The sequence below is a fragment of the Streptomyces sp. NBC_00190 genome, assembly GCF_036203305.1.
Classification (GTDB): domain Bacteria; phylum Actinomycetota; class Actinomycetes; order Streptomycetales; family Streptomycetaceae; genus Streptomyces.
This window is the reverse complement of record NZ_CP108131.1, coordinates 8,259,669-8,279,436: the sequence shown is the minus strand read 5'-3', so window position 1 is coordinate 8,279,436 and position 19,768 is coordinate 8,259,669. Positions and strand designations below refer to the sequence as shown.

General features: G+C 68.9%; 20 protein-coding genes and 2 pseudogenes. 12 read left to right on the top strand and 10 right to left on the bottom strand.

Translation table 11 applies throughout. From position 1 onward, the window contains the following. Positions 1-83: 83 nt before the first annotated feature. The 3 genes from OG429_RS38450 to OG429_RS38440 all read right to left on the bottom strand — a co-directional run bounded on the left by OG429_RS38450 (position 84) and on the right by OG429_RS38440 (position 3,151). Positions 84-1,196 (bottom strand): C40 family peptidase, encoded by a 1,113-nt coding sequence (locus tag OG429_RS38450; protein ID WP_328929895.1) that lies wholly within the window; start codon positions 1,194-1,196, stop codon positions 84-86. A gap of 449 nt (positions 1,197-1,645) precedes the next feature. After that, on the bottom strand, positions 1,646-2,290 hold the full coding sequence (locus OG429_RS38445; protein ID WP_328929894.1) for an NADPH-dependent F420 reductase: 645 nt from the start codon (positions 2,288-2,290) through the stop codon (positions 1,646-1,648). Positions 2,291-2,338: 48 nt separating this feature from the next. Next, positions 2,339-3,151 (bottom strand): inositol monophosphatase family protein, encoded by an 813-nt coding sequence (locus tag OG429_RS38440; protein ID WP_328929893.1) that lies wholly within the window; start codon positions 3,149-3,151, stop codon positions 2,339-2,341. Between the two features lie 115 nt (positions 3,152-3,266). Here OG429_RS38440 and OG429_RS38435 point away from each other — a divergent pair. Beyond that, positions 3,267-4,161: pseudogene (locus tag OG429_RS38435) on the top strand (LysR family transcriptional regulator); the annotation flags it as partial. Between the two features lie 158 nt (positions 4,162-4,319). Here OG429_RS38435 and OG429_RS38430 read toward each other — a convergent pair. Continuing rightward, positions 4,320-4,898, bottom strand: coding sequence for a TetR/AcrR family transcriptional regulator C-terminal domain-containing protein (locus OG429_RS38430; RefSeq protein WP_328929892.1), 579 nt, complete (start codon positions 4,896-4,898; stop codon positions 4,320-4,322). 129 nt (positions 4,899-5,027) lie between these two features. Here OG429_RS38430 and OG429_RS38425 point away from each other — a divergent pair, with 129 nt between their 5' ends. From OG429_RS38425 to OG429_RS38415, 3 genes are all read left to right on the top strand, one after another. After that, positions 5,028-6,146 (top strand): serine hydrolase domain-containing protein, encoded by a 1,119-nt coding sequence (locus OG429_RS38425; RefSeq protein ID WP_328929891.1) that lies wholly within the window; start codon positions 5,028-5,030, stop codon positions 6,144-6,146. Between the two features lie 990 nt (positions 6,147-7,136). Next, positions 7,137-7,577, top strand: coding sequence for a VOC family protein (locus OG429_RS38420; RefSeq protein ID WP_328929890.1), 441 nt, complete (start codon positions 7,137-7,139; stop codon positions 7,575-7,577). Between the two features lie 190 nt (positions 7,578-7,767). Beyond that, positions 7,768-8,277 (top strand): hypothetical protein, encoded by a 510-nt coding sequence (locus OG429_RS38415; RefSeq protein WP_328929889.1) that lies wholly within the window; start codon positions 7,768-7,770, stop codon positions 8,275-8,277. Between the two features lie 56 nt (positions 8,278-8,333). Here the strand turns inward: OG429_RS38415 and OG429_RS41650 are convergent. Beyond that, a pseudogene (locus OG429_RS41650) lies at positions 8,334-8,489 on the bottom strand (IS630 family transposase); the annotation flags it as partial. Positions 8,490-8,686: 197 nt separating this feature from the next. Between OG429_RS41650 and OG429_RS38410 the strand changes: the two are divergent. Continuing rightward, positions 8,687-8,995, top strand: coding sequence for a hypothetical protein (locus OG429_RS38410; protein ID WP_328929888.1), 309 nt, complete (start codon positions 8,687-8,689; stop codon positions 8,993-8,995). 185 nt (positions 8,996-9,180) lie between these two features. On the opposite strand, the gene OG429_RS38405 is transcribed toward OG429_RS38410, so the two are convergent. Both OG429_RS38405 and OG429_RS38400 read right to left on the bottom strand, forming a co-directional pair. Next, positions 9,181-9,459, bottom strand: coding sequence for a hypothetical protein (locus OG429_RS38405; protein ID WP_328929887.1), 279 nt, complete (start codon positions 9,457-9,459; stop codon positions 9,181-9,183). 201 nt (positions 9,460-9,660) lie between these two features. Next, the gene (locus OG429_RS38400; RefSeq protein ID WP_328930548.1) at positions 9,661-10,140 is read right to left on the bottom strand and encodes a MarR family winged helix-turn-helix transcriptional regulator; all 480 of its coding nucleotides are present in this window, start codon (positions 10,138-10,140) and stop codon (positions 9,661-9,663) included. A gap of 218 nt (positions 10,141-10,358) precedes the next feature. On the opposite strand from OG429_RS38400, the gene OG429_RS38395 reads away from it, so the two are divergent. From OG429_RS38395 to OG429_RS38385, 3 genes are all read left to right on the top strand, one after another. Next, positions 10,359-11,489: an NADH:flavin oxidoreductase gene (locus OG429_RS38395; RefSeq protein WP_328929886.1), complete on the top strand. Its 1,131-nt coding sequence runs from the start codon at positions 10,359-10,361 to the stop codon at positions 11,487-11,489. A gap of 381 nt (positions 11,490-11,870) precedes the next feature. Beyond that, a complete protein-coding gene (locus OG429_RS38390; protein ID WP_328929885.1) occupies positions 11,871-12,296 on the top strand; it encodes a hypothetical protein in 426 nt (141 codons plus the stop codon). Positions 12,297-13,139: 843 nt separating this feature from the next. Continuing rightward, positions 13,140-13,703 (top strand): SMI1/KNR4 family protein, encoded by a 564-nt coding sequence (locus OG429_RS38385; RefSeq protein WP_328929884.1) that lies wholly within the window; start codon positions 13,140-13,142, stop codon positions 13,701-13,703. Between the two features lie 97 nt (positions 13,704-13,800). Here the strand turns inward: OG429_RS38385 and OG429_RS38380 are convergent, their stop codons facing one another. Together OG429_RS38380 and OG429_RS38375 are read right to left on the bottom strand one after the other, a co-directional pair. Continuing rightward, positions 13,801-14,106 (bottom strand): hypothetical protein, encoded by a 306-nt coding sequence (locus OG429_RS38380; protein WP_328929883.1) that lies wholly within the window; start codon positions 14,104-14,106, stop codon positions 13,801-13,803. A 590-nt stretch (positions 14,107-14,696) separates the two neighbouring features. Beyond that, positions 14,697-15,422 (bottom strand): hypothetical protein, encoded by a 726-nt coding sequence (locus tag OG429_RS38375; protein ID WP_328929882.1) that lies wholly within the window; start codon positions 15,420-15,422, stop codon positions 14,697-14,699. Positions 15,423-15,912: 490 nt separating this feature from the next. Here OG429_RS38375 and OG429_RS38370 point away from each other — a divergent pair, with 490 nt between their 5' ends. Next, a complete protein-coding gene (locus tag OG429_RS38370) occupies positions 15,913-16,149 on the top strand; it encodes a hypothetical protein (RefSeq protein ID WP_328929881.1) in 237 nt (78 codons plus the stop codon). Positions 16,150-16,177: 28 nt separating this feature from the next. On the opposite strand, the gene OG429_RS38365 is transcribed toward OG429_RS38370, so the two are convergent. Beyond that, positions 16,178-17,626: an oxygenase MpaB family protein gene (locus OG429_RS38365; RefSeq protein ID WP_328929880.1), complete on the bottom strand. Its 1,449-nt coding sequence runs from the start codon at positions 17,624-17,626 to the stop codon at positions 16,178-16,180. A gap of 384 nt (positions 17,627-18,010) precedes the next feature. On the opposite strand from OG429_RS38365, the gene OG429_RS38360 reads away from it, so the two are divergent. From OG429_RS38360 to OG429_RS38350, 3 genes are all read left to right on the top strand, one after another. Further along, complete coding sequence (locus OG429_RS38360) at positions 18,011-18,604, top strand: isochorismatase family protein (protein WP_328929879.1); 594 nt, start codon at positions 18,011-18,013, stop codon at positions 18,602-18,604. Between the two features lie 358 nt (positions 18,605-18,962). Then, the gene (locus OG429_RS38355; RefSeq protein WP_328929878.1) at positions 18,963-19,142 is read left to right on the top strand and encodes an alpha/beta fold hydrolase; all 180 of its coding nucleotides are present in this window, start codon (positions 18,963-18,965) and stop codon (positions 19,140-19,142) included. Positions 19,143-19,144: 2 nt separating this feature from the next. Further along, positions 19,145-19,645, top strand: a complete 501-nt coding sequence (locus OG429_RS38350; RefSeq protein WP_328929877.1) for an alpha/beta fold hydrolase — start codon at positions 19,145-19,147, stop codon at positions 19,643-19,645. The last annotated feature ends 123 nt before the right edge of the window (positions 19,646-19,768 follow it).

Genomic DNA, 19,768 nt, shown 5'->3' with positions numbered 1-19,768 from the left:
GGCGGCGCGGGGGATCTTGAGCTGACCTGGTCAACAAGATGCTTGGTGGCCAGGGCTCGCCGCACGGCAGTGCCGTACGCGCGTCAGCGGGTGAGGAAGCGGGTGGCGCCCACGTAGACGCGGCCGGTGGAACCGATGGGCTCCTCCTTGACCGGGTCACCGGTCCGAGGCGAGTTGATCATCATGGGTTCGCCGTTCCTCGTCCCCGAATAGATGCCGACGTGGGTGACATCGGTGCCGGTGGTGGGGCGGAAGGCGACGATGTCGCCGGGCCTGAGGTCCTCCGTACCGGTGATCCGCACCCCCGCGGCCGAGCCGGCGGGTACCTGCCCGCCGCCCGCGTCGAACTGCGGCTGGGCGTCCCGGGGAATCGTCACACCGAGGGCGGAATAGACCTGGCCGGTGAGACCGGAGCAGTCGTAGCCGAATCCGGAGGTGCCCGACCACAGGTAGGGCAGACCCAGGAAGGCGCGTGCGGCGGCGACCACGTCCGCGCCGCTCGGTGCGGCCGGCACCCTCTCCAGGTCGTCAGCCCGGAAGAACAGCCGGCCACCGCTGGGGGAGTAGGCGGTGACGACTCCGGGCAGCGGACCGGCCTTCACCGGAAAGGAGGTGTTGTACGAGTACTCGCCCGCCTGCCCGGATCCGCGGCCGGCCAGCGCGGCCTGGGCGGTGGCGAAGCCCCGGGCCGTGGGGCGGGCAACGCGTTCCTCGTGCGTAGCGCCGGGCGGGCGCCGGTGCTCCGAGGTCAGTTGCCGGTCGGGAATCCAGCCGGGGTAGGCGCCTCGTCCTGCCTGGTCCCTGGGGGTGGGCTGGCCGTGCACCCATACGTGGTCCCAGAGCAGACCGCCGTGCCACTCGGTGCGGTCGACGGTCACCCGGATGCCGTGGAGAGCCTGCGTCTCCCCGGCGACCTCACGCCGCTCGTCCAGGGACATGGTTGTCAACCAGCCGCGGATGTCAGCGGGATTGGTGGTCGCCGGGGCGTCCACGGGCCGGACCTGTCCGGGGCTCACCCAGACCTGAGCGACCGTCACGTCGACGTAGCAGGTCGCGGCGCCGTCGCAGGGACGTGGCGCGGCGGACACGGAGGGGCGGGGCGGGGCGGTGGGAGCCGCGGGGACTGCGGCGGCCGGAGCGGCGAGGGCGAGGAGGACTGCGGCGGTGGCCGTCAGGATGGTCTTCACGGAGTACATGCGTCGATCCTGTCCAGGGCAGCGCGCCTGCGAACCCCTCCGGCCAGGCCGGCCCATCGGGTCGTGGGATCGACTTGACGCCGCCAACCGGTCCCCGGGGTCGTGGACCGCGTGCTCCGCCGCGCCGTCCGGGTCATCGACGGCGCCGGCTCGACGACTCCTGGACGAGCTGCCTGACCATCCTTCCCCTGTTTCTTGTTCTCCTGATCGTTCTGGTGCGCTCGTGTTCGTCGCGGCGAAGCGGGTACCAGTAGTGCCGTGACTCTGATGATGCTGGTGGTTGTCGCGCCAGCGCATGCGGCGAAGTGACGGGTTTCGCTTTGGGACGTTCCTTGAGCCATTGGGCGGAGTGCCCGTCGGGACTTCGACAGCAGCTGCCCTTCTTTGCCAGCGCCCAGCTGTCTCGCACGAGCCCGCTACTGGTTTGGTCTGAACCCGGTCTTGACGGGTCAGCGGGCGAGGGAGACGGCGAAGGGCTTGAAGCCGTGTCGGCGCAGGATGTGGGGAACCACCAGGATCATGGCCTCGGTGGCGCGGGCTGTGGTGATGCCTCCGAGGTCCTCGATCCATGCGGGCTGCCAGCCCAGGTCGCCGAGCAGGCCGGTGACGGTCTTCTTCGCGTTCTGGTCATCGCCCGAGAGATAGGCGGTCGGTGGGGTGGCCAGGGTTTCGGGAGCGGTCATGACCATGAACAGCATGGTGTTGAGGGTCTTGACCACATGGGTATCGGGGAGGGCGGCCTGGAGTTGCTCGGCGAGGCTGCTGCCGGGATAGCACAGGTCGCCGGGCAGGCCGTCATCGGCGTCGCGGGTGGCGTTGGAGACATCGACGAGGAGTTTTCCGGAGAGCTCGGTGCGCAGGCCGGCCAGGCGGTCCAGGGCGCTGTCGCCGGGCGTCGCGTTGATCACGATGTCCGCGGTGCGGGCGGTGGTGCGCTGGTCGGCGAAGGCGATCTGCGGGGAGATGCTGGCGGCAAGGGCTGCGGTCTCTTCCGGGTTCCGGACACCGAGGGTGACACGGTGTCCGGCTGCGGAGAGCTTGCCGGCGAGGTTGGCGCCGACGCGGCCGGCGCCCAGGATGCCGATGCTGGTCATGAGGTGATGCTCCTTGCGGTGTGAGGTGGGTAGAGCGGAGGTGTCCGGTCAGGCGATCGGAGACAGGACGTTGAGGGCGGCGGTGTGGATGCCCGGGGCGGCGGCCAGGAAGTCACGGCTGCCCGTGTTCCAGGGTTCGCCCGCCAGGTCGGTGACGGCGCCTCCGGCCTCGGAGACCAGCAGCGCACCGGCGACCAGACCGGAGCGAACGTCGGAGAACTGCCAGAAGGCGTCCATGCGTCCGGCCGCGACGTGGATGAGCTGCATCGTGGCGGGAACGGACACGCGCACGACCAGGCCGTTGATGAGCATGGCGGTGACCGAGTCACCGATCCGCCGGAAGGTGCGCTCGTCCTCGCCGGGCCTGGCCTGGCCGGTGCCGATGAGAGCGGCGCCCAGATCGGTCTTGGCGGACACCTTCAGGGGCCGGTCGTTGAGGCGGGCACCGCCGCCGGCGACAGCGGTGTAGGTGTCGCCGGTCAGTGGCAGGTGGACGACGGTGAGCACCGGCAGGTTGTCGCTGACCAGGGTGGCGGTTACGGCCCATTCGTCCATGCCGTGGACGTGGTTGATGTTGCCCTCGGCGGGGTCGACGACCCACCACTCCCCGGGCGGAAGCGCGCCGCCGGCCAGCTCGTCCTCGGCCCACTGCGATCCCCGCCGGGCCCGCAGCAACGGTTCCCGCAGCACGTCCAGCACCGCGTCGTCGTTGGCGTGGATCTCAGCGACGACCTCGTCCAGACTCACGCCCCGGGCGTGCGAGGTGTAGCGCTCGCGCAGCGTGACGCCGGCGGTCTTCACCGCGGCGGTCACCTCGGACAGGAGCGTCGTGTCGGCGGCGAAAGTCATGGCTGTGCTCATGGCGGGCTCCCTGAGTTCGATGTGTGCGGGCGGCTTGTCTCGCGCCTGCACTTCGAAGGTAGGTCCCCCGATCATTAACAACAAGTGCATGCTATTCACTTATAGAGTTACTGGCATGCAATTGGATCTGAACCTGCTCACGGCCCTGGACGCACTGCTGGAAGAGGGCAGCGTTGCCGGCGCCGCAGCACGCCTCCACGTCACCGCACCGGCGATGAGCCGCTCCCTGGGCCGCATCCGCAAGGCCACCGGTGACCAGATCCTGGTCCGCACCGGCCGCAGCATGGTTCCCACCACCCGCGCGCTGGCCATGCGCGCCCAGGTCCACGCCCTCGTGCAGCAGGCCCATCAACTCCTGTCCGCTCAGCAGGAACTCGACCTGGCAGCCCTGGACCAGGTGTTCACCGTGCGCTGGCGACGCCCTGACCGCTGCCTGCGGCACCGCCGTCCACCGCCAGGCCCCCGGCGTCCGGCTGCGCCTGTCGGCCGAACCCGGGACGGGCGACGCCGAGCTGCGCCGGGGTGAGGTCGACCTCGAATCGAGCTCCAGCGCTCCGACGCTCCCCGACATCCGCCACCGCCTCGTCGGCAGCGACCGGCTGGTCGTCGCCGTACGACCGGGCCACCCCCTCACCGAAGGCCCGCTGAGCATCGAACGCTACGCAGCCGCCGAACACCTCACCGTTTCGCGACGTGGAAGCCTGCACGACCCGATCGACGACGCCCTGACCACCCGCGGCCTCGAACGACACGTCGTGGCCGCCGGGCCCACCGCCGCCTTCGCACTGCAACTCGCCCTCGACACCGACCTGGTCGTCACCCTCCCCAACGCGGTCACCCGCGCAGCCCGGGAACAACTCGGCCTCGCCACATTGCCGCCGCCACTCCCGCTGCCCGAGGTCCCCCAGTACCTGTTGTGGTACCAGCGCTACGACGACGACCGCGCCCACACGTGGCTGCGAGAGACGGCCACCGAATCCGTCCAGGCACTATTTGCACCACCGACCGCCTCTCAACAGCCCCTCACCAGTGAGTCTGAAGCTCGTCGATCCGAAGGCTCGATCCCGTCTCGCGACTGCGGATCGACTCACCTCTCGCCGGCCTGCCACTTCCGGATCTGGCAATCACGAACCTGTGGGCGTCCAGGGCCGATAGACCGGGGCCGCCGTCACTTTGCGATCACCCCCGCGGTGATCAGCCGCAGACCGGCGCTGAAGGCGGTCTCCCGGTCGGGGATGCCGGCTGCCAGCAGTTCTGCCAGATGCGGGAGCCCGGACAGTTCGAGGGCTTTGTCAGCGCCTGATGCGGTTGCGCCGGGGGGCTGTTGCTGCTCCTGCAGCACGAATCCGGTCGTGTAGCTGAGGAGTGCGTCGCATGCGTGGGCGGCGAGGGGAAGAGGTACCTCAGCGGTGCGCGCGATACCGATGAGCCGGTCTGCTAGGGCGAGGCTGTTCGATCCCGGTACGGCGTATCCGGCGACGAGGCGGGCGCCGTCTCGGTGATCGAGCATGGCCCGGCGCAGAGCCATGGCCGTGGTCTCCAGCTGGTCCGTCGTACTCATGTCGGGGAGCGGCTCGGCCAGCACCTCGCCGACGATGCGGTCGGCCAGTTCGGCAAGGAGCTCGTCCTTGTTCTTGACGTGCCAATAGATGGCGCCGACCCGCAAGCCGAGCCGCTCGGCGAGCTTGCGAGTGGTCAGCTCATCCAGGCCGGCTTCGTCGAGCAGGGTCATGGCTGCATCGATCACGTCAGGGCGTCGTACGGCCAACGGGGGCTCCCATGGGAAGAAGAGGTTGACACCTGAACACCGCTCAAGTTAGAACTTGAACATCGCTCGGGTTGAGCGGTGTTCAGGATAGCTGTTGAGGGGACTGCGATGACCGACGTCCAGGCACGCGTACAGAAGGCCATCGACCGGCTGGTGGAGACGGGTCAGGAAACCGGAATTCAGACTGCGGCCTATCTGCACGGCTTCCAGATCGTCGATGCGTGGGCGGGCACCGCCGATCCCGGCTCAGGCCGCCGCGTCGACGGGGATTCCCTGTTCCACAGCTTCTCCACCGGCAAAGGCGTCACCGCGACCGTCGTGCACGTTCTCGCCGAGCAGGGACTCATCGACTACGACACCCCGATCGCGTACTACTGGCCGGAATTCGCTGCCCGCGGCAAGCAGAACACGACGGTGCGGCACGCGCTCACGCATTCCGTGGGCGTGCCTCAGATGCCTGTTGACGTCACGGCCGAGGACCTCTGCGATTGGGATGCCATGTGCACCGCCGTCGCGGACCGGGAACCCCTATGGGAGCCGGGCACGGCCACCGGCTACCACGCGTGGACCTTCGGCTGGATCCTCGGGGAGACCATCCGCCGCGCCACCGGCAGGACCATTTCCCAGGTGCTGCGCGAGGACATCGCCCGGCCACTGGGCGTCGCCGACTCCCTCTTCTTCGGTGTTTCCGAGGACGCGGCACCCCGTCTTGCGACCCTGCTGGAGGGCAACTGGGAGACCATGCTCTCCACCCTGCCGGCCTCCTGGCCCTTCTTCCGCGCCATACCGAACCGGGACGTGTGGCCCACCGCCACCCTCGGAAACCGCCCCGACTACCTGCGCGCCGACATCCCGGCGGGCGGCACCATGACCGCACGCGCGGCCGCGCGCATGTACGCAGCCCTGATCGGCGAGGTGGACGGAGTACGGCTGATCTCCCCCGAGCGGCTGACCCAGGTCTCCGCCGTGGCCACAGAGCAGAGCGACCGGATGTTCGGCCACCCCGTGCCCAAGGGCCTGGGCTACTTCCTCGGCCTCCCCGAGATGGGCGGCCACCGCACCGCATTCGGCATGCACGGCTCCGGTGGCAGCATCGCCTTCGCCGACCCCGAGCACGGCCTGGCCTTCGCCCTCACTCACAACCGGCTCACGGGCGGCCCAGACGACGTGGCCGCCCAAACGGTGGCCGACGAAATCCGCGCGGCTTTGGGGATCGCCAGACGCTGAACCTCGCGGCGCGCCCGCTGCAGGTGTCGCTGTCGCCAGATGTCTTCATCCGCAAGCGGCCACGCCCCACACGTGGGCACCGACGCCGGCTCCCGACTGAGCAAGCAACTAAGTGGGGAGCGAGAGCGGGCCCACGGATTCTCCGGGCTGTGGCGGATGTTTCGTGACGCACACGATAGCGGGGGGACCGATGGTTGGCTCATGCTTGATCGCTAGCACCGGGGCCCGGGGCCCGGTATGCCTTGAGGGGGCCGCGGTGGTGGTCGGCGAACTGGTACGCGCTGAACTGCGACCATCAAGGTAGTACCCCCCGCCAGCTGAACCGCCGTTGGCCGTCGTTCTCCAGACTTCCTGATGCCTCTGAGACATCAGGCGCCGACGCATGACACCCCGCCGCCGCGATGTCGCCAGGGGTGAGGTCATCCCGAATACGCAGGTAGCGCACCGGGGGCCGGTGCTGGCCGCGGTCTACCGCTGTGTCAGCGCGTACCTCGGCGAAGAGGTTCGGGTGGACGGTGACGTACGGGAGCTTGTTCCCAGAGCCCATCCATTGCTGATCTGTACTCCCGTCCACAGATGCTCGGGCCCGCCGGGGTGAGCGCGGCCCCCAGCTCGCGCCGGGTGGCGGCGGGCAGGGGTGTGGTGCGGCGTTGGCGAGCGGCACAGGAAACTCCACCCCCCAAGGGTGACCCGTCACCGTGAATTAATTGGGGAGGCGCAATGCTCAAGCGCGCACGCTGCGAATCGTCGAGTAAGCATGGAAAAGCGGGGACGGCACGCTGCGGCTGATCGTCTGCATGGGAGCGGCCACCTGCGCCGCACTCACCCTCGGTGGTGGCGCCTGGTTCGCGGGTCTCCGTAGCGGTGCTGAGGTGCGATCCAGATTTTTCGGAGTCCGGCGGTCTGCGGATGTCGAGAACGTGCCACCGGCTCCGTCCCAGGGACATCAGCGGCCACCACCGGCCGCACGAGGAAGAGGGAGAAACCAGCATGGCGATTCAGCGGATGGACAACGTCGGCATCGTCGTCGAGGACCTGGATGCCGCCATCGCGTTCTTCGTGGAACTCGGTATGGAGCTGGAGGGCAGGGCGGAGGTCGAGGGCCTCTTCGCCGACCAGTGCACCGGACTTGACGGCGTCCGCTGTGACATCGCGATGGTCCGGACCCCGGACGGTCACAGCCGGCTCGAGCTGGCGAAGTACCGCAGCCCCGCGGTGATCAGCGCGGGGCCGCGCAACCGGCCGCACAACATTCTGGGCACGCACCGCGTCATGTTCGCCGTCGACGACATCGAGGACACCGTTACCCGCCTGCGCCCTCACGGCGCCGAACTCGTCGGCGAGATCGCCCGGTTCGAGGACAGCTATCTGCTCTGCTACCTCCGCGGCCCGGAGGGCATCATCGTCGGACTGGCCGAGCAACTGCGCTGAGAAGGAGGAACCCAACCATGCAACCGAACGAGATCATCGAGGTTCTGAACCGCCCCTCCAGCCAGGAGCTGCCGGCCCGTGACGTGACCCGCCCGGCCCGGCCTCTACCGTCATCACCATGAGTCCCCTTCAGCCCAGTACCAGTGCAGTACCGTCCCGCTCGAGTTCGCGCTTCGTTCGCTCGGCAGTGGTGTTCGGCGGCATCATGCTCCTCGTGGCCGTGTCCTGGACCGGGTACCGCTTGTGGAACGGCGAACCGTACCCGGAGGTCGACCCGAACGTGGTCGCCATGCGGCTCAACGAGGAGGCCCAGCGCGTAGAGGAAGACCTGGCCCTGCCCGGGCGGACCGACTCTGGCTCCAGCTCCCACCGCGTGGACACGGGTGCCTGCTACTACCACGGGCTACGGTCCGTCGCCCACATCGACGAGGCCCGCCAGGATGTGCGCAGCTTCGCGCTCGACTGGAGTACCACGGGCGTTCCGCGGACCACGGCCCGTGCCGGCCAGGAACGCGTCCGCAGCCGGCTTTCACAGCAGGGCTGGAAGCTCACCAGCGAGAACATCTCCGACATGGGTTTCCGCTTCGAGCGCCCGGGAACTGGCGACAAGGTCGATGTGGACTGGTACGAGCCCACTGGGACGCTCGCCGTCACAATCCACGCGCCCTGCGGGAAGGTCCCCGGCGGTTTCGACGAGTAAGCCGTCCACCCGCCGGGGCAGGCACTGGAGCCCCGAGCGTTACTGACATCGGCTTGTCACGGTGAGGCTGGTGTGTCGAGGGTGAGGTCGGTGCCGGCTATGAAGCCGTCGAGGGTGTGGGGCCGGTATTGAAGGCGTTTAAGTCGGTTTTCGGACCAGGGTTTCGAGTCTTCGAGCGCCATGACAGCGAGGCTGCGTTTGACGGGGGCCCAAGCCCGCAGCCCTGACTCCCTCCGGCGCGGCGGGACCCCCGGAGCCCAAGCGCGTCATCGACGCCGCCCCGCGCGTCGGTGCGTACCAGCTGCTCACCGGCGCGGAGGCCGCCAAATACGATGAGCTGACCTCCGGGAAGGCTCCCTCGGGCAAACGCTGGTTCTACGACGGTCCCGGTGGGAGGCCGGTGGGCGCCGTGTTCCAGATCAACGCCGTCGAGTGGGACGCGCGGCTGGCCGAGGCGAAGCGCTCGGACACCATGACGCAAGAGCTGCGCAACTTCTTCGCAGGGGCGCGGGCGACCGAGGTCACCGAATTCGAGGCGGGGCCCTGGGGCGGCCGGCTGAGCTGTGGCTTCGTGGCTTCGGCCGCCGGACGCCCGATCGTGTGCGCATGGACCGACTCCGGCACGTCCGGACAAGTGATGCTGGCGGACGAGAAGAGTCTCTCCGAGGCCGCCAAGGTCGCCCTGCAGTTCCGCGCCAGCTCAGAGAAGCGCACCTGACGGAACGCGGCACGGTGGGGCCAGTGACCTGGTTCGGAGATCCCGCTTCTGATAACCGGAGTTACCAACAGTTGGCATGCCCTTGACCGCGACGCCTTCGACTCCGGACACGTCGGTCCAGGACTCCGGCCGCTCCCGCGCCTGCGCGAGGTCGGTGGTCATCGGGCACAGTGTCCACGGCACGGTCAGGGCGTGATCGGCGAACAGCATCTCCAGCGGGTCCGCCGGTACCTGTAGGGCGCGCGGAGCAGCTCCTGGCCGTCCATCTGCAAGACGTCGAACGCGATGAAGTAGGCGGGGTGCGGACCGCGAGGGTGGCGGCGCTGCGGGCGCGGGCGGGGTGAACAGCAGGGCGCGGTGACCGTCGAACTTCTGCACGCCACACCCGCCCGCAGCACACCCGCAGGCGGGACCGCCTCGGCCGCCTGCGCCAGCATCGGCTCCACCGGAGGCCGCAGCACCACTACGGATCCTCCTCGCGCCAGGACCAGCCCCCCGCGCCCAGCCTGCCGCGCACCGGGAGCCATGGCCTGGCGGAGGGCGCCGGACAAGCGCAGCGCGACCGGTGTGACCGGGCGCGATACCTGGCTCGGACGGACAACACCAACGCTCGGAATCTGGGCGCAGCCCGAAGCGCGGGCGTTCCCACGGGGCCGCGGGCGTTCTTACGGGGTGGGAGTCGCGGATTCCTGCGGGACATGCGGGTGGCATGCGGCGCGGGTGTCGTCGTCCTCCGTGCGCGGCCAGTACCGTCCTTCGAGGGCCTCGGCGCTGCGGTTGAGCCGGACCAGGACGTCCTCCAGCTCCCGTACCTCCTCAGGGGACCAGTCGGCGACCACCCGGACCAGGCAGGACCGGTTGGCCTCGCGGTCTCCGGCGAGCCGACGCCCGCCTTCAAGGGTGATGCACAGCTTGCGGGCCATGCCGCCGTCCGGGTCCGCGACGCGCTCGGCCAGTCCGCAGCGCAGCAGTGCGGCCGTCTGGCGGTTCACGGTCGAGGTGTCCAGCCCGAAGGCCTCTGCCAACTGTCCGATGGACATGGGCCCTTGTGTATCGATCCGGCTGAGCAGCAGGTAAGCCGACCGCTCCAGGCGTTCGGGGTCGCGCTCGCGCCGGGCAAGCACCTGGTGCCGCGAGAGCAGCATCAGCTCCCGTTCCAGTTTCTCCAGCACTGCGCCTCCCGCCCTTTCCGGCGCTCCATTATCGCCGACCCGTGGACCGGCCGACTTCTGCCCCCCGGGGTGGTCTGCGGACGGCTCCGCGCGAGGGCCGCGGCGCGGCAATATGCATGATACACAGTGTGTGTACTATGCACTTCTCGTTGCCATCCCGACGAGCCACAGCCTCAATCCGGAGGACCCGCATGACCGTCACCACGTCCACCGCATCCCGCGCGGCCGAGATCCTGTCCCGGCCCGTCACGCTGAACGGCCTGACCGTCCCCAACCGCATCGCGATGGCTCCGATGACGCGGATGTTCTCCCCCGGCGGCGTGCCCGGCGAGGACGTGCAGACGTATTACGCCAGCCGGGCCGCCGCGGGTGTGGGCTTGATCGTCACCGAGGGCACCTACGTCGGTCACGAGTCCGCCGGGCAGAGCGATCGGGTACCGCGGTTCCACGGCGAGGACCAGCTGGCGGGGTGGGCGAAGGTCGCCGCGGCCGTGCACGAGGCGGGCGGCACGATCGTGCCCCAGCTGTGGCACATAGGCATGGTGCGCAAGCAGGGCGAGGCACCGTACGCCGACGCGCCCGCCGTCGGCCCCTCCGGCATCCGCGTCGACGGGACCGAGGGGACCGGCAAGGCGATGTCCCGTGCCGACCTCGACGACGTCATCGGCGCGTTCGCCGACGCCGCCGCGGAGGCCGAGCGGATCGGCTTCGACGGCGTGGAACTGCACGGCGCCCACGGCTACTTGCTCGACCAGTTCCTGTGGGAGCGGACCAACCGCCGCACCGACGCGTACGGCGGCGACGCGGTGGCCCGTACGAAGTTCGCCGCGGAGATCGTGGCAGCGGTCCGCGAGCGCGTCCCGGCCGCCTTCCCGGTGATCTTCCGCTACTCGCAGTGGAAGCAGGAGGCCTACGACGCCCGGCTCGCGCAGACCCCGGAGGAGCTGGAGGCGATCCTGGCCCCGCTCGCGGCGGCGGGCGTCGACGCGTTCCACGCCTCCACCCGGCGCTACTGGCTCCCGGAGTTCGAGGGCTCGGACCTGAACCTGGCGGGCTGGACCAAGAAGCTCACCGGCCGACCGACCATCACCGTCGGCTCGGTCGGCCTCGACGGCGACTTCATCCGCGCCTTCGTCGGCGAAGGCGCAGCGCTCGGCGACATCGACAACCTCCTGGACCGCATGGAACGCGACGAGTTCGACATGGTCGCCGTCGGCCGGGCCCTGCTCCAGGACCCGCAGTGGGCGGCGAAGGTCCTCGGCAACCGCTTCGACGAGCTGAAGCCGTACGACGCGGCGGCCCTCAAGTCGCTCAGCCGGTAAACGGCAGCCGTCCGGACGGCCGGTCCGAGGGCGCCCCGTGACATCGGTCCCCCCGACGTCACGGGGCGTTCGCGCTCCGGTCAAAGATCGCCGAGCCTCGGGTGCTCACGCTGGCCGTGGGCGACTGTCTGCGGGAGAGATCGTCTGGCAGCGCAGCGCGGTTGGCTCGAAGAGAACACGATGCAGCCGCATCGGCGGATGTGCGAGCCTTCTTCTTCCATACGCCGACCGAGAACACTCTTATGACCCGCGACGACGCCCTCAAGCGACTCAGCCACATCGCGCGCGAGAGGGCAATTCGATAGGCACGTCGGGTCAGACCGACTGATCCAGGCAAGGCTGGACGCGCTGATGGCCGGGGTTGGGAGTCCTTCCCTCGCAATGCTGGCTGGCCTCCTGCGGAGCGAAGAGCCCGAAGCGCCAGCGCTCTTCGACCAGGTACTGGAGGAGCTGGGGCTGCTCTTCCACCCACCCGCCGGCCCTCGGGCCGCAAAGTGGGCGATGGCCTACTGGATCGTCGGTCGGATCGCCGACGGATCCCTGGATCCCGTCACCGGCACCCACCTCATCTGGGCAGACATCGCCTACGACCTCGGCTATCCCAAAGAACTGGAACCGCTTGTCCACTGCGCTCGCAACCTGGGGGGCTGGGAGGAGAGCTGGGGAGTTCTTTCGATGAACTCGACAGGGAAGCAGTCGAGACGCGTAGCAGTTCCTGAGCAAGCGGTCCGCAGCAGAAGCAGGGAGCTGACCGTCCGGCTCCGTCAGACGATCCGCTCCTCAGACTGCCGCCCACGACCAGCGTGAGCACCCCGGAAGACGGTCACGCCATCCCTTTGACCAGCCACTTCAAGTGCGGGTAGCTGTCGGTCTGCCGTATCCGGGCGGCCATGGCCGTGTACAGCTCGTCCGGCTCATCGGGCTGCCTGTACGGGCATGCAATTCCATCCCAGGTCAGGGACTGCGCCATGAGGCCGATGTCCACCGCGCGGCGGGCGCCGCTGTACGCGTGCGCAGCCAGGGCGCCGCCCGCCAGCAGCGGCGTGTAACGGCGACGGGTATCGCCAGCGGCCGCCCGTGCAGATCCCGGTACGCGGCTACGAGCACCACCATCAGACCAGTCGCCAGCACCGCCCAGTTGCGGTGAAGGGCGAAAGCCAGCCCCGGCCGGCGGCCGCGATCGGTGCTCGGGCTCAAGTACCCACTCCCCCATCTCTTAGGACCTGCGCCACCGATCTGTTGCCGCTCGAAGAGCCGTACCTGCAGATGCTGTCCGTCCGGGGCGACCAGTCCGACCGGGACACAGGGCACCGACACGGCCTCGCCTGGACCGGTCACCTCTACCCGCTGTCGGGCCGGGGTTTCCCGGCCACCGCCTTTGCCTGTGACCTCTCACGCCGCCTCCGCCCAGCGGCGGGCCTTGGCCTCTCGGCGCAGCGCGGCCAGGCCGGCGCCAGCCACACCCGCACGGACGAGCACGCACGAGAGCCTGATCAGCGCCGCAGATGGCCGTCCTGGCCAACTACGCGCTCAGAGCACCACGAGGTCTTCTCCTCGGCGAGCGGATCCTGGGCGGAGCCGATGCACATCTTCGCTTGTCCAGCCGACCCGCCCAAACGCACCGGCCGGGGGGACAGTAGCGTCCGCTCCATGATCGCTCTCGACGCCCTCGTCCGCCTCTGCCCGCCGCCCGCCGATCCGCCACCCGCTGTGGACTGGGCGCAGGCCGAACACGCCCTGGGTACGGCTCTGCCCGCTGACTACAAGCAGCTCGTCGAGACGTACGGTGACGGCATCTTCAAGGATACGATCTGGCTGCTCGTCCCCGACTCCGACTACAGCGACTGCGACCTGCACGCACAGACGACGGAACGGGACGAGATCTTGGCCGACCTGTGGGAGTTCGAGGCGAAGCCCGCAGCCCTGCTCGAGGCAGGGGCTCGGGTCCTGCCGTGGGCATTCGAGGAGGGCACGGGGGCCTTCCTCTACTGGCTGGCGAGGCCCGGCCAGCAGCCCGATGAGTGGACCGTGCTCTACAACGAGGGGCGCGGTCCACTGTGGGAGCACCACGACATGGGGTGCTTGGCCTTCTTGCTGGCGGTGCTCACAGGAACGGTGGAGACGGAGTACTTCGGCTACCTCTACGACGTGCTGAAGCCGACGGAGCACCGCTTCGCGACGGCCGACCAGACCCTGGGAACGTCCCGCCGCTGACACCGCCTGAGCACCGTAATTGTCCAGTCCGGCCAGGTACGGGGTTCTGACCGCTCTTCCGTGACGACTACGGCTGACGGAGGACGGAGGACCCAGGTCATCGAACCTCTTCGGACAGCCCCAAAGCCGATGCCGCCCAGCTTTCGGAGGGTGATGCGCCCTGGGGCGTTCCATTCACCAGCCACGAACCGTTCCACTCGACGTTCCACACCTCGCCGAGCGAGTTCTCGAACTCCACGAAACTCCCTGGAGCGCCTTCGAGGAGCCCGAGCTCCCTCAGCAGCACGTCGTGCGTAGTGAACCCACGGGACGGACCCACGCTGCCGCCCGTGGTCCTGGTGTTCTCATATCGCATCCGCAGGTACGGAGCCGGCGGCCGGGAGACGATCGTCGGCCGCAGCATGCGCTTGAATCGTAGAACCGTTCCGCCCTTGGTGATAGCCGTGCACGGGTGGTACAGCAGCTGCCACCGAGTCGAACCGGTAGGTCCCATATGAGAATCCGGTGGCGATCTTGAACGGTCTGGCACCTGGTTCGCGCCCAAGGCTGTGCCGTCGAACAAACCCAAGAACGGCCCTGTTCAGGCCTTCGTCGTGGACGTCGAGCGAGTTCATTGGGTAGGCCCAGCGCCCGTCGACGTGCATGGCCAGGGAGAACATGAAGCGCGACATGGGCGCCATCGCCAGGCGGATGAGGCTCGATGCAGCGACTCCGTACGACAGCACCCACCGACAGCAGTTCCGTCTGCTGCCGGTCTCACATCCCGAGGACTGGGCAGCCGCCTCCGGGGCACCCGAGCCAGAGGCGGGGCACGATGACCACCGGTAGGACTCGTCGGCTTCTGGACGTGTGACTGAACGCCGATCACGCCCGACTCGGGAGCGCCGTGGTGAGGGCGTGCACGTCAGCAAGCCCCGAGGCATGCGTCCGATGTCGCCGGCCAGTCGGCCGCGCCCCCGGCTCAGGCCGACAGCGCCTGAGCCGGGGCGACCCTCACTGCGGCGGCTCGCACCGCTGGGGAAGCGTCACGGTCCCGGGCCGGTGCTCGAAGGTGTCCATGACCAGCCACTCGTCCAGCTCGGGGTCGTAAAGGTTCTGGACACCGAACTGCAGCACCTGCCAGAAGGTGCCCCGGTCGTCCTCGTCGACGTAGATGTCGCCCAGCGCGAGCGGCAGACGGGGGTAGTTCCCGGGAGGCAGCTCCGGGAAGACCACGCCCACCCTCCAGTGGTTCACGTGCCGCTGCGGGGTGCGCCGCAGAGTCTCCCGCCCGACGAACCGGGCGTTCTCGAACCCCTGGTTCAGCGCCTCCAGATTGAAGCCCGGGATGCGTGAGCAGGGATGCTCGTTCAGACCAGGCCATTTGTACGTCAGTGTGTAAAGCGTGTCGCGGTAGATCAGGTTGGTGAACCAAATCGGGTACTGCGGGCCCCCCGCGGTCATCTGACTGTCGCCGCCCCTCCCCTCCCAGGTGAAAGGCACCGTGATGTCCAGGTCGCGAACGATCCACTTGCCCTTGCCGCGGAAGTCGCGGGGGAGGCGTGGCGGAGGCGGAGTCGGAGTCGGGGAGGCTTCCCGCCGCGCGGCCACAGTCCCGAACGACGGCGCGGTCCCGGTCCGGGGCGCGGCGGCGACCGGGGGTGGAGCCGCCAGGACGAGAGCGGCCACTCCGGCAAGAGCGGCCGACGTGACCGTCCGGCGTGTGCCTTTCGAACCCATGGTCCCCTTCGGCTGTCGTGTCAGGCGCCTGTCATGGCGCACGGACAATCACGGCGATGCTGGGACACAGTCCCCGGAATTGAAGATTCCGAAACCGACCGGCCGTACGCCCGGTCACGACCGCCCCGACCCGCACAACGGAATCACGTGTCTATGCGGTGGCAGTGTCGGGCAGACTCCCCGACGCGGACAACGGAGCCGTGGCCATTGGAGGATGAATCCACGGACGGCAGACCTGTACGACCCCTGACGACGAGGCCACCCCGGGCTCGGCCGCCTCTGATGCGCGAGCGCTTTGACGTGTACTCAGCTGAGCTGATTCGCGGCACTGGACCCACCGCAGTGGGTCGACGTGGCCGACTGCGGCGAGGGTCGCACCGGCGCCCGCAGCGGCGATCAGGTCGCCGCACCGAACGATGAACGTCATGCCGTTCTTCCCCTGTCTGCTCTGATCGGATGTGCCGCCGGTCTGGGGCAACGGGAATACGCCGTGTTCACCCTCAAGGGCGACAGCCTCGCCGCCATCGGTGCGATCACGCCGCGGCAGAAGTCCGCCAAGTACATCACCGCGCTCGCCGGACTGGAGTTCGCGCCCGGCCGGATCACCGCGTACGAGAAGTGGTACCGCCAGACCGACCCCCATTGCTGTACGACTGGGGACGCCACAGCAGTCCGGACACGGGAGGGGGACCGCCTGACGCCGGGCGAACCCCGTGTCGTCTCCTGACGCGGCCTTGGTACGGGTGGGCTGGCCGCTACGGGCGTCCGAGGAGTTGGCTGCCGGCCGTGTTGTCTGTGCGGGCGGTGAAGTAGTCGGTGAAGGCCTGAACGAATTCGTCTTCGGTGATGCGGCCGTCTCCATCGTGGTCGAGCTGGCGGAAGCCGTGGTTGAGTTCGGCGGGGTGGACCCGGGAGCCGCCGAAGACCGTTCGGTACTCATCGGCGCAGAGGTGTCCGCTGCCGTCGATGTCCGCAGCGTGGAAGATTGCCCGCACCGCGACCTGAAGACCCTGTTCGAGATAGGCCGGCCCGGAGTCGATCCCGGTGAGCATGGCGGTGACGAACTCCTCGCAGGTCACCTGTCCGTCGTCGTCAGCATCCATGCCGGTGCGCAGGTGCTGCCACCAGGTCTCGAAGGCGGCGTAGACGCGGGCTTCGCGATCAGGGGCGAGTTCGAGCGGCCAGCACACGTTGTGCGCCATGGCCTGCAGATCGGCCGAGCTGATGCGACCGTCGCCCGTCTGGTCCAGGACCTGGCGGAAGAAGGTCCGCAGACGCGCCGGGCGGCAATCGGCACCCTTGCGGCGGCGTGGTGCGGGAAGCCGGACGAGGCTAGCCTCCGACGGGGAAGAATGGCCGCTGGAGGCGGTGGGAGGCTGCGGCGTCGAGGGGATGCCGGCCACTGGGGTGCGGTAGCGGCGGTGCTCGGGCAACGCATTCATCAGCATGCGCATACTGCGGTGCAGGATGAAGGACAGCAGGGCCGCGCGGCGGGTGCGGGGAAGGCCGAAGCGCTCGCGGAAGGCTTCCGGCAGGTCCGCGATGGTCAGCGCACCGATGACGTGGGCGGTCAGCGTCCGCACAAGCGGCCAGGCCGGCTTCAGGTAGCCGAGGCGGCGAGGTGCGGGTGCTTGACGGAGCATGTCGAAGAGCAGGTAGCGCACGGGTTCGCTGTATTCGAGGCGCTCGCGGATCGTGCGTTCCATATACGCGGGCACGTCGGCGGCCGTGGCCGGGAACAGGTCGTCGGACAGGCCGAACTCGGAACAGACCGCACGGAATTCTCCGTACATCTGCTCCAATTCAGGCGGCGTCAGCGGGCGTCCGGACAGTTCCCTCATCGCCGTCATGCACTCGTACAGGGTTACCAGCACCCACACCCGCACCGCCGGGTCCAGCGCCGTGAAAGGCCTGCCCTGCTCGTCGGTCCCGGCCAGACGGCGGTGCGTGCGCTCCAGACGGGCGACCTCACGGCGCAGCCCCTCACGGTCGGAGAAGAACAGCCGCTTCCCGCTGTCCATGGTGTGCTCGATACGCCGCCACGGGTGCGCGCGGTAGGTGGAGAAGTTGGCCATGCCTGCGGCGACCGCCGGATCCGCGCTCTGCAGAACCAGCAGCCGCCACGCCACCAACCCGATCCGCCACTCCCCCAGCGTGCGGCGCAGTAGTGAATCAGGGCCGGGAAGGTCAACAGCGGTAGTCAAGGGGACGTCTCCTCAAGCACGTGGACAGGAATGGGCAGGGGACGACCGAAGAGCGATCATCCGGCTATCCGCCCAACCCAACGGACCTACCGGCATCCGGGAGCGGCCAGATTCCCGAATTCACCCATCCGGGACACGCTCAAGGGCTCTCGGCGACGGTTGATCTCGGACCCTCCGACGTACACCCGTACGCCCTCCGCACCAACGGCCGCACGGCCGCGGGCCGGACCGGCGGCGGGCCCTGCGCGAGACGGCGTTCCTGTTTCAGCACATGGGTGCCGGGCTTGTCCCCCGGTCGGATGGATACCGTGCCGCACAGGCTATGTGCCAGACAGTGACGGGCAAAGGTCAGGTGATCCGGATTCCTGCGAAAGGGTGCTAGCCGTGAACCGTGCGCTGGTGGTCGTCGATGTGCAGAAGGACTTCTGCGAGGGAGGCAGTGTCCCGGTGCGGGGCGGCGCAGACCGGGCCGGCGCCATCGCCGAACTGGTGCGCCAACCCCCAGAAGGGGGCTACGACTGTGTCGTGGCCACGCGGGACCACCACATCGACCCCGGCTCCCACTTTTCCGACACCCCCGACTTCAACCACAGCTTCCCCGTGCACTGCCTGGCCGGGAGCGAGGGCAGCGAATTCCACCCGGCCTTCGCGTCCGTCGCCGACACCCCCGCCGTCAACGAAGTCGTCTACAAAGGTGCCCATTCGGCGTCCAAGAGCGGATTTGAAGGCAGCACCAAGGACGGAGTACGCCTGGCGGACTGGCTCCGCGCACGGAATGTCACCGAAGTCGACATCGTCGGCATCGCAACCGACCACTGCGTGCGTGCCACCGCGCTCGACGCGGTCCGAGAAGGCTTCGGGACCCGCGTCCTGCTCGACTACACCGCCGGCGTCGCCGCCGACACCACCCGCGCCGCCATGGACGACCTCCGCGCCGCCGGGGTCGACCTCACCGGCGAACCCGTTGTGCTGACCTGACGGGGCCATCTCCCCCGCCCCATTGGGGAATCGGCGCGGATTTCGACGCCGATCTCCGCTGGTCACTGGCATCTCGGTGACCGAGGCCTGGAGCCCTTTGCCTCTCGCCGGCGTGTGAAGTCTCCTCCGGCCGTGGGGGTCGAGTCGGCACCCGCCGAGTCCCTCGCCGTAGCCGTCCCACAGCTCCGGTCGGTCGGTGGGCAGGGCGTGACGACCAGAACGGAGCCGGTGCGGAGCAACCCCCGACGAGACGGCCGCCGTGGACCTGGTGCGCGCTACCTCGCTAAGGATCCGGACGCCGTCGCGGCCGCCACTGCGGCCAGGGCGTGGCGCTGCTCTTGCGCGTGGGCGATCTGTTGTGCGAGCAAGCCTGTGGGACGCCATCATTCCCGAGCTGGCCCGCCGCCACGCCGTGATCCGCTACGACGCCCGCGGGCTGGGACGCTCCACAGCACCAGGCAAGCCGTTCAGCGACGTCGACGATCTGCGCGCCATCCTTGACCACTTCGTCTCCGTCAAGCCGCGCTGGTCGGGTTGAGCATGGGCGGGGAGACCGCGCTGGACTTCGCCCTCGCCCAGCCGGAGCGCGTCACCGCACTGGCCCTGGTCGGTGCCTCGGTCAGCGGCCATACCTGGCCGCAAAGTCCAGAATTGTCCGCCTATGCCGCAGCCCGGCGCGAGCGTGACACGGCCACCCTGGCCGAGCTGAAACTGACGATCTGGGCAGCCATGGGCCGCACGGCCCCTGGAGGAGAACTCATCGAGACGATGGTCACCTCGAACGCCATGCGGCGAGTTGTGAGCGAACAGCACTGCGTCGTCTCCACGGGCCGCGATGCCGAACCACACCTCGGTGAAATCGCCGCGCCGACGCTGGTCATCCACGGCGACCGCGACCACCCAGAGATCGCGGTGATCGCCGGACGACTTGTCGCCGACATCCCCGGCGCGTGCGGCGAGATGATCCCGGACGCCGACCACTACCTGCCACTCCGTACACCCGCACGTCTGGCCGAACTACTACTGACGCACCTTCCCTGACAGCGGCCCGCCCACGACCGAACACAACGATGGACAACTTCTCCCGACCGCGCGGACCACGCCTCCCCGGCCGTCACGGGGAGTAAACGCCCAGAGGTGCGGCGCAGCACAGCCCACGGCCGG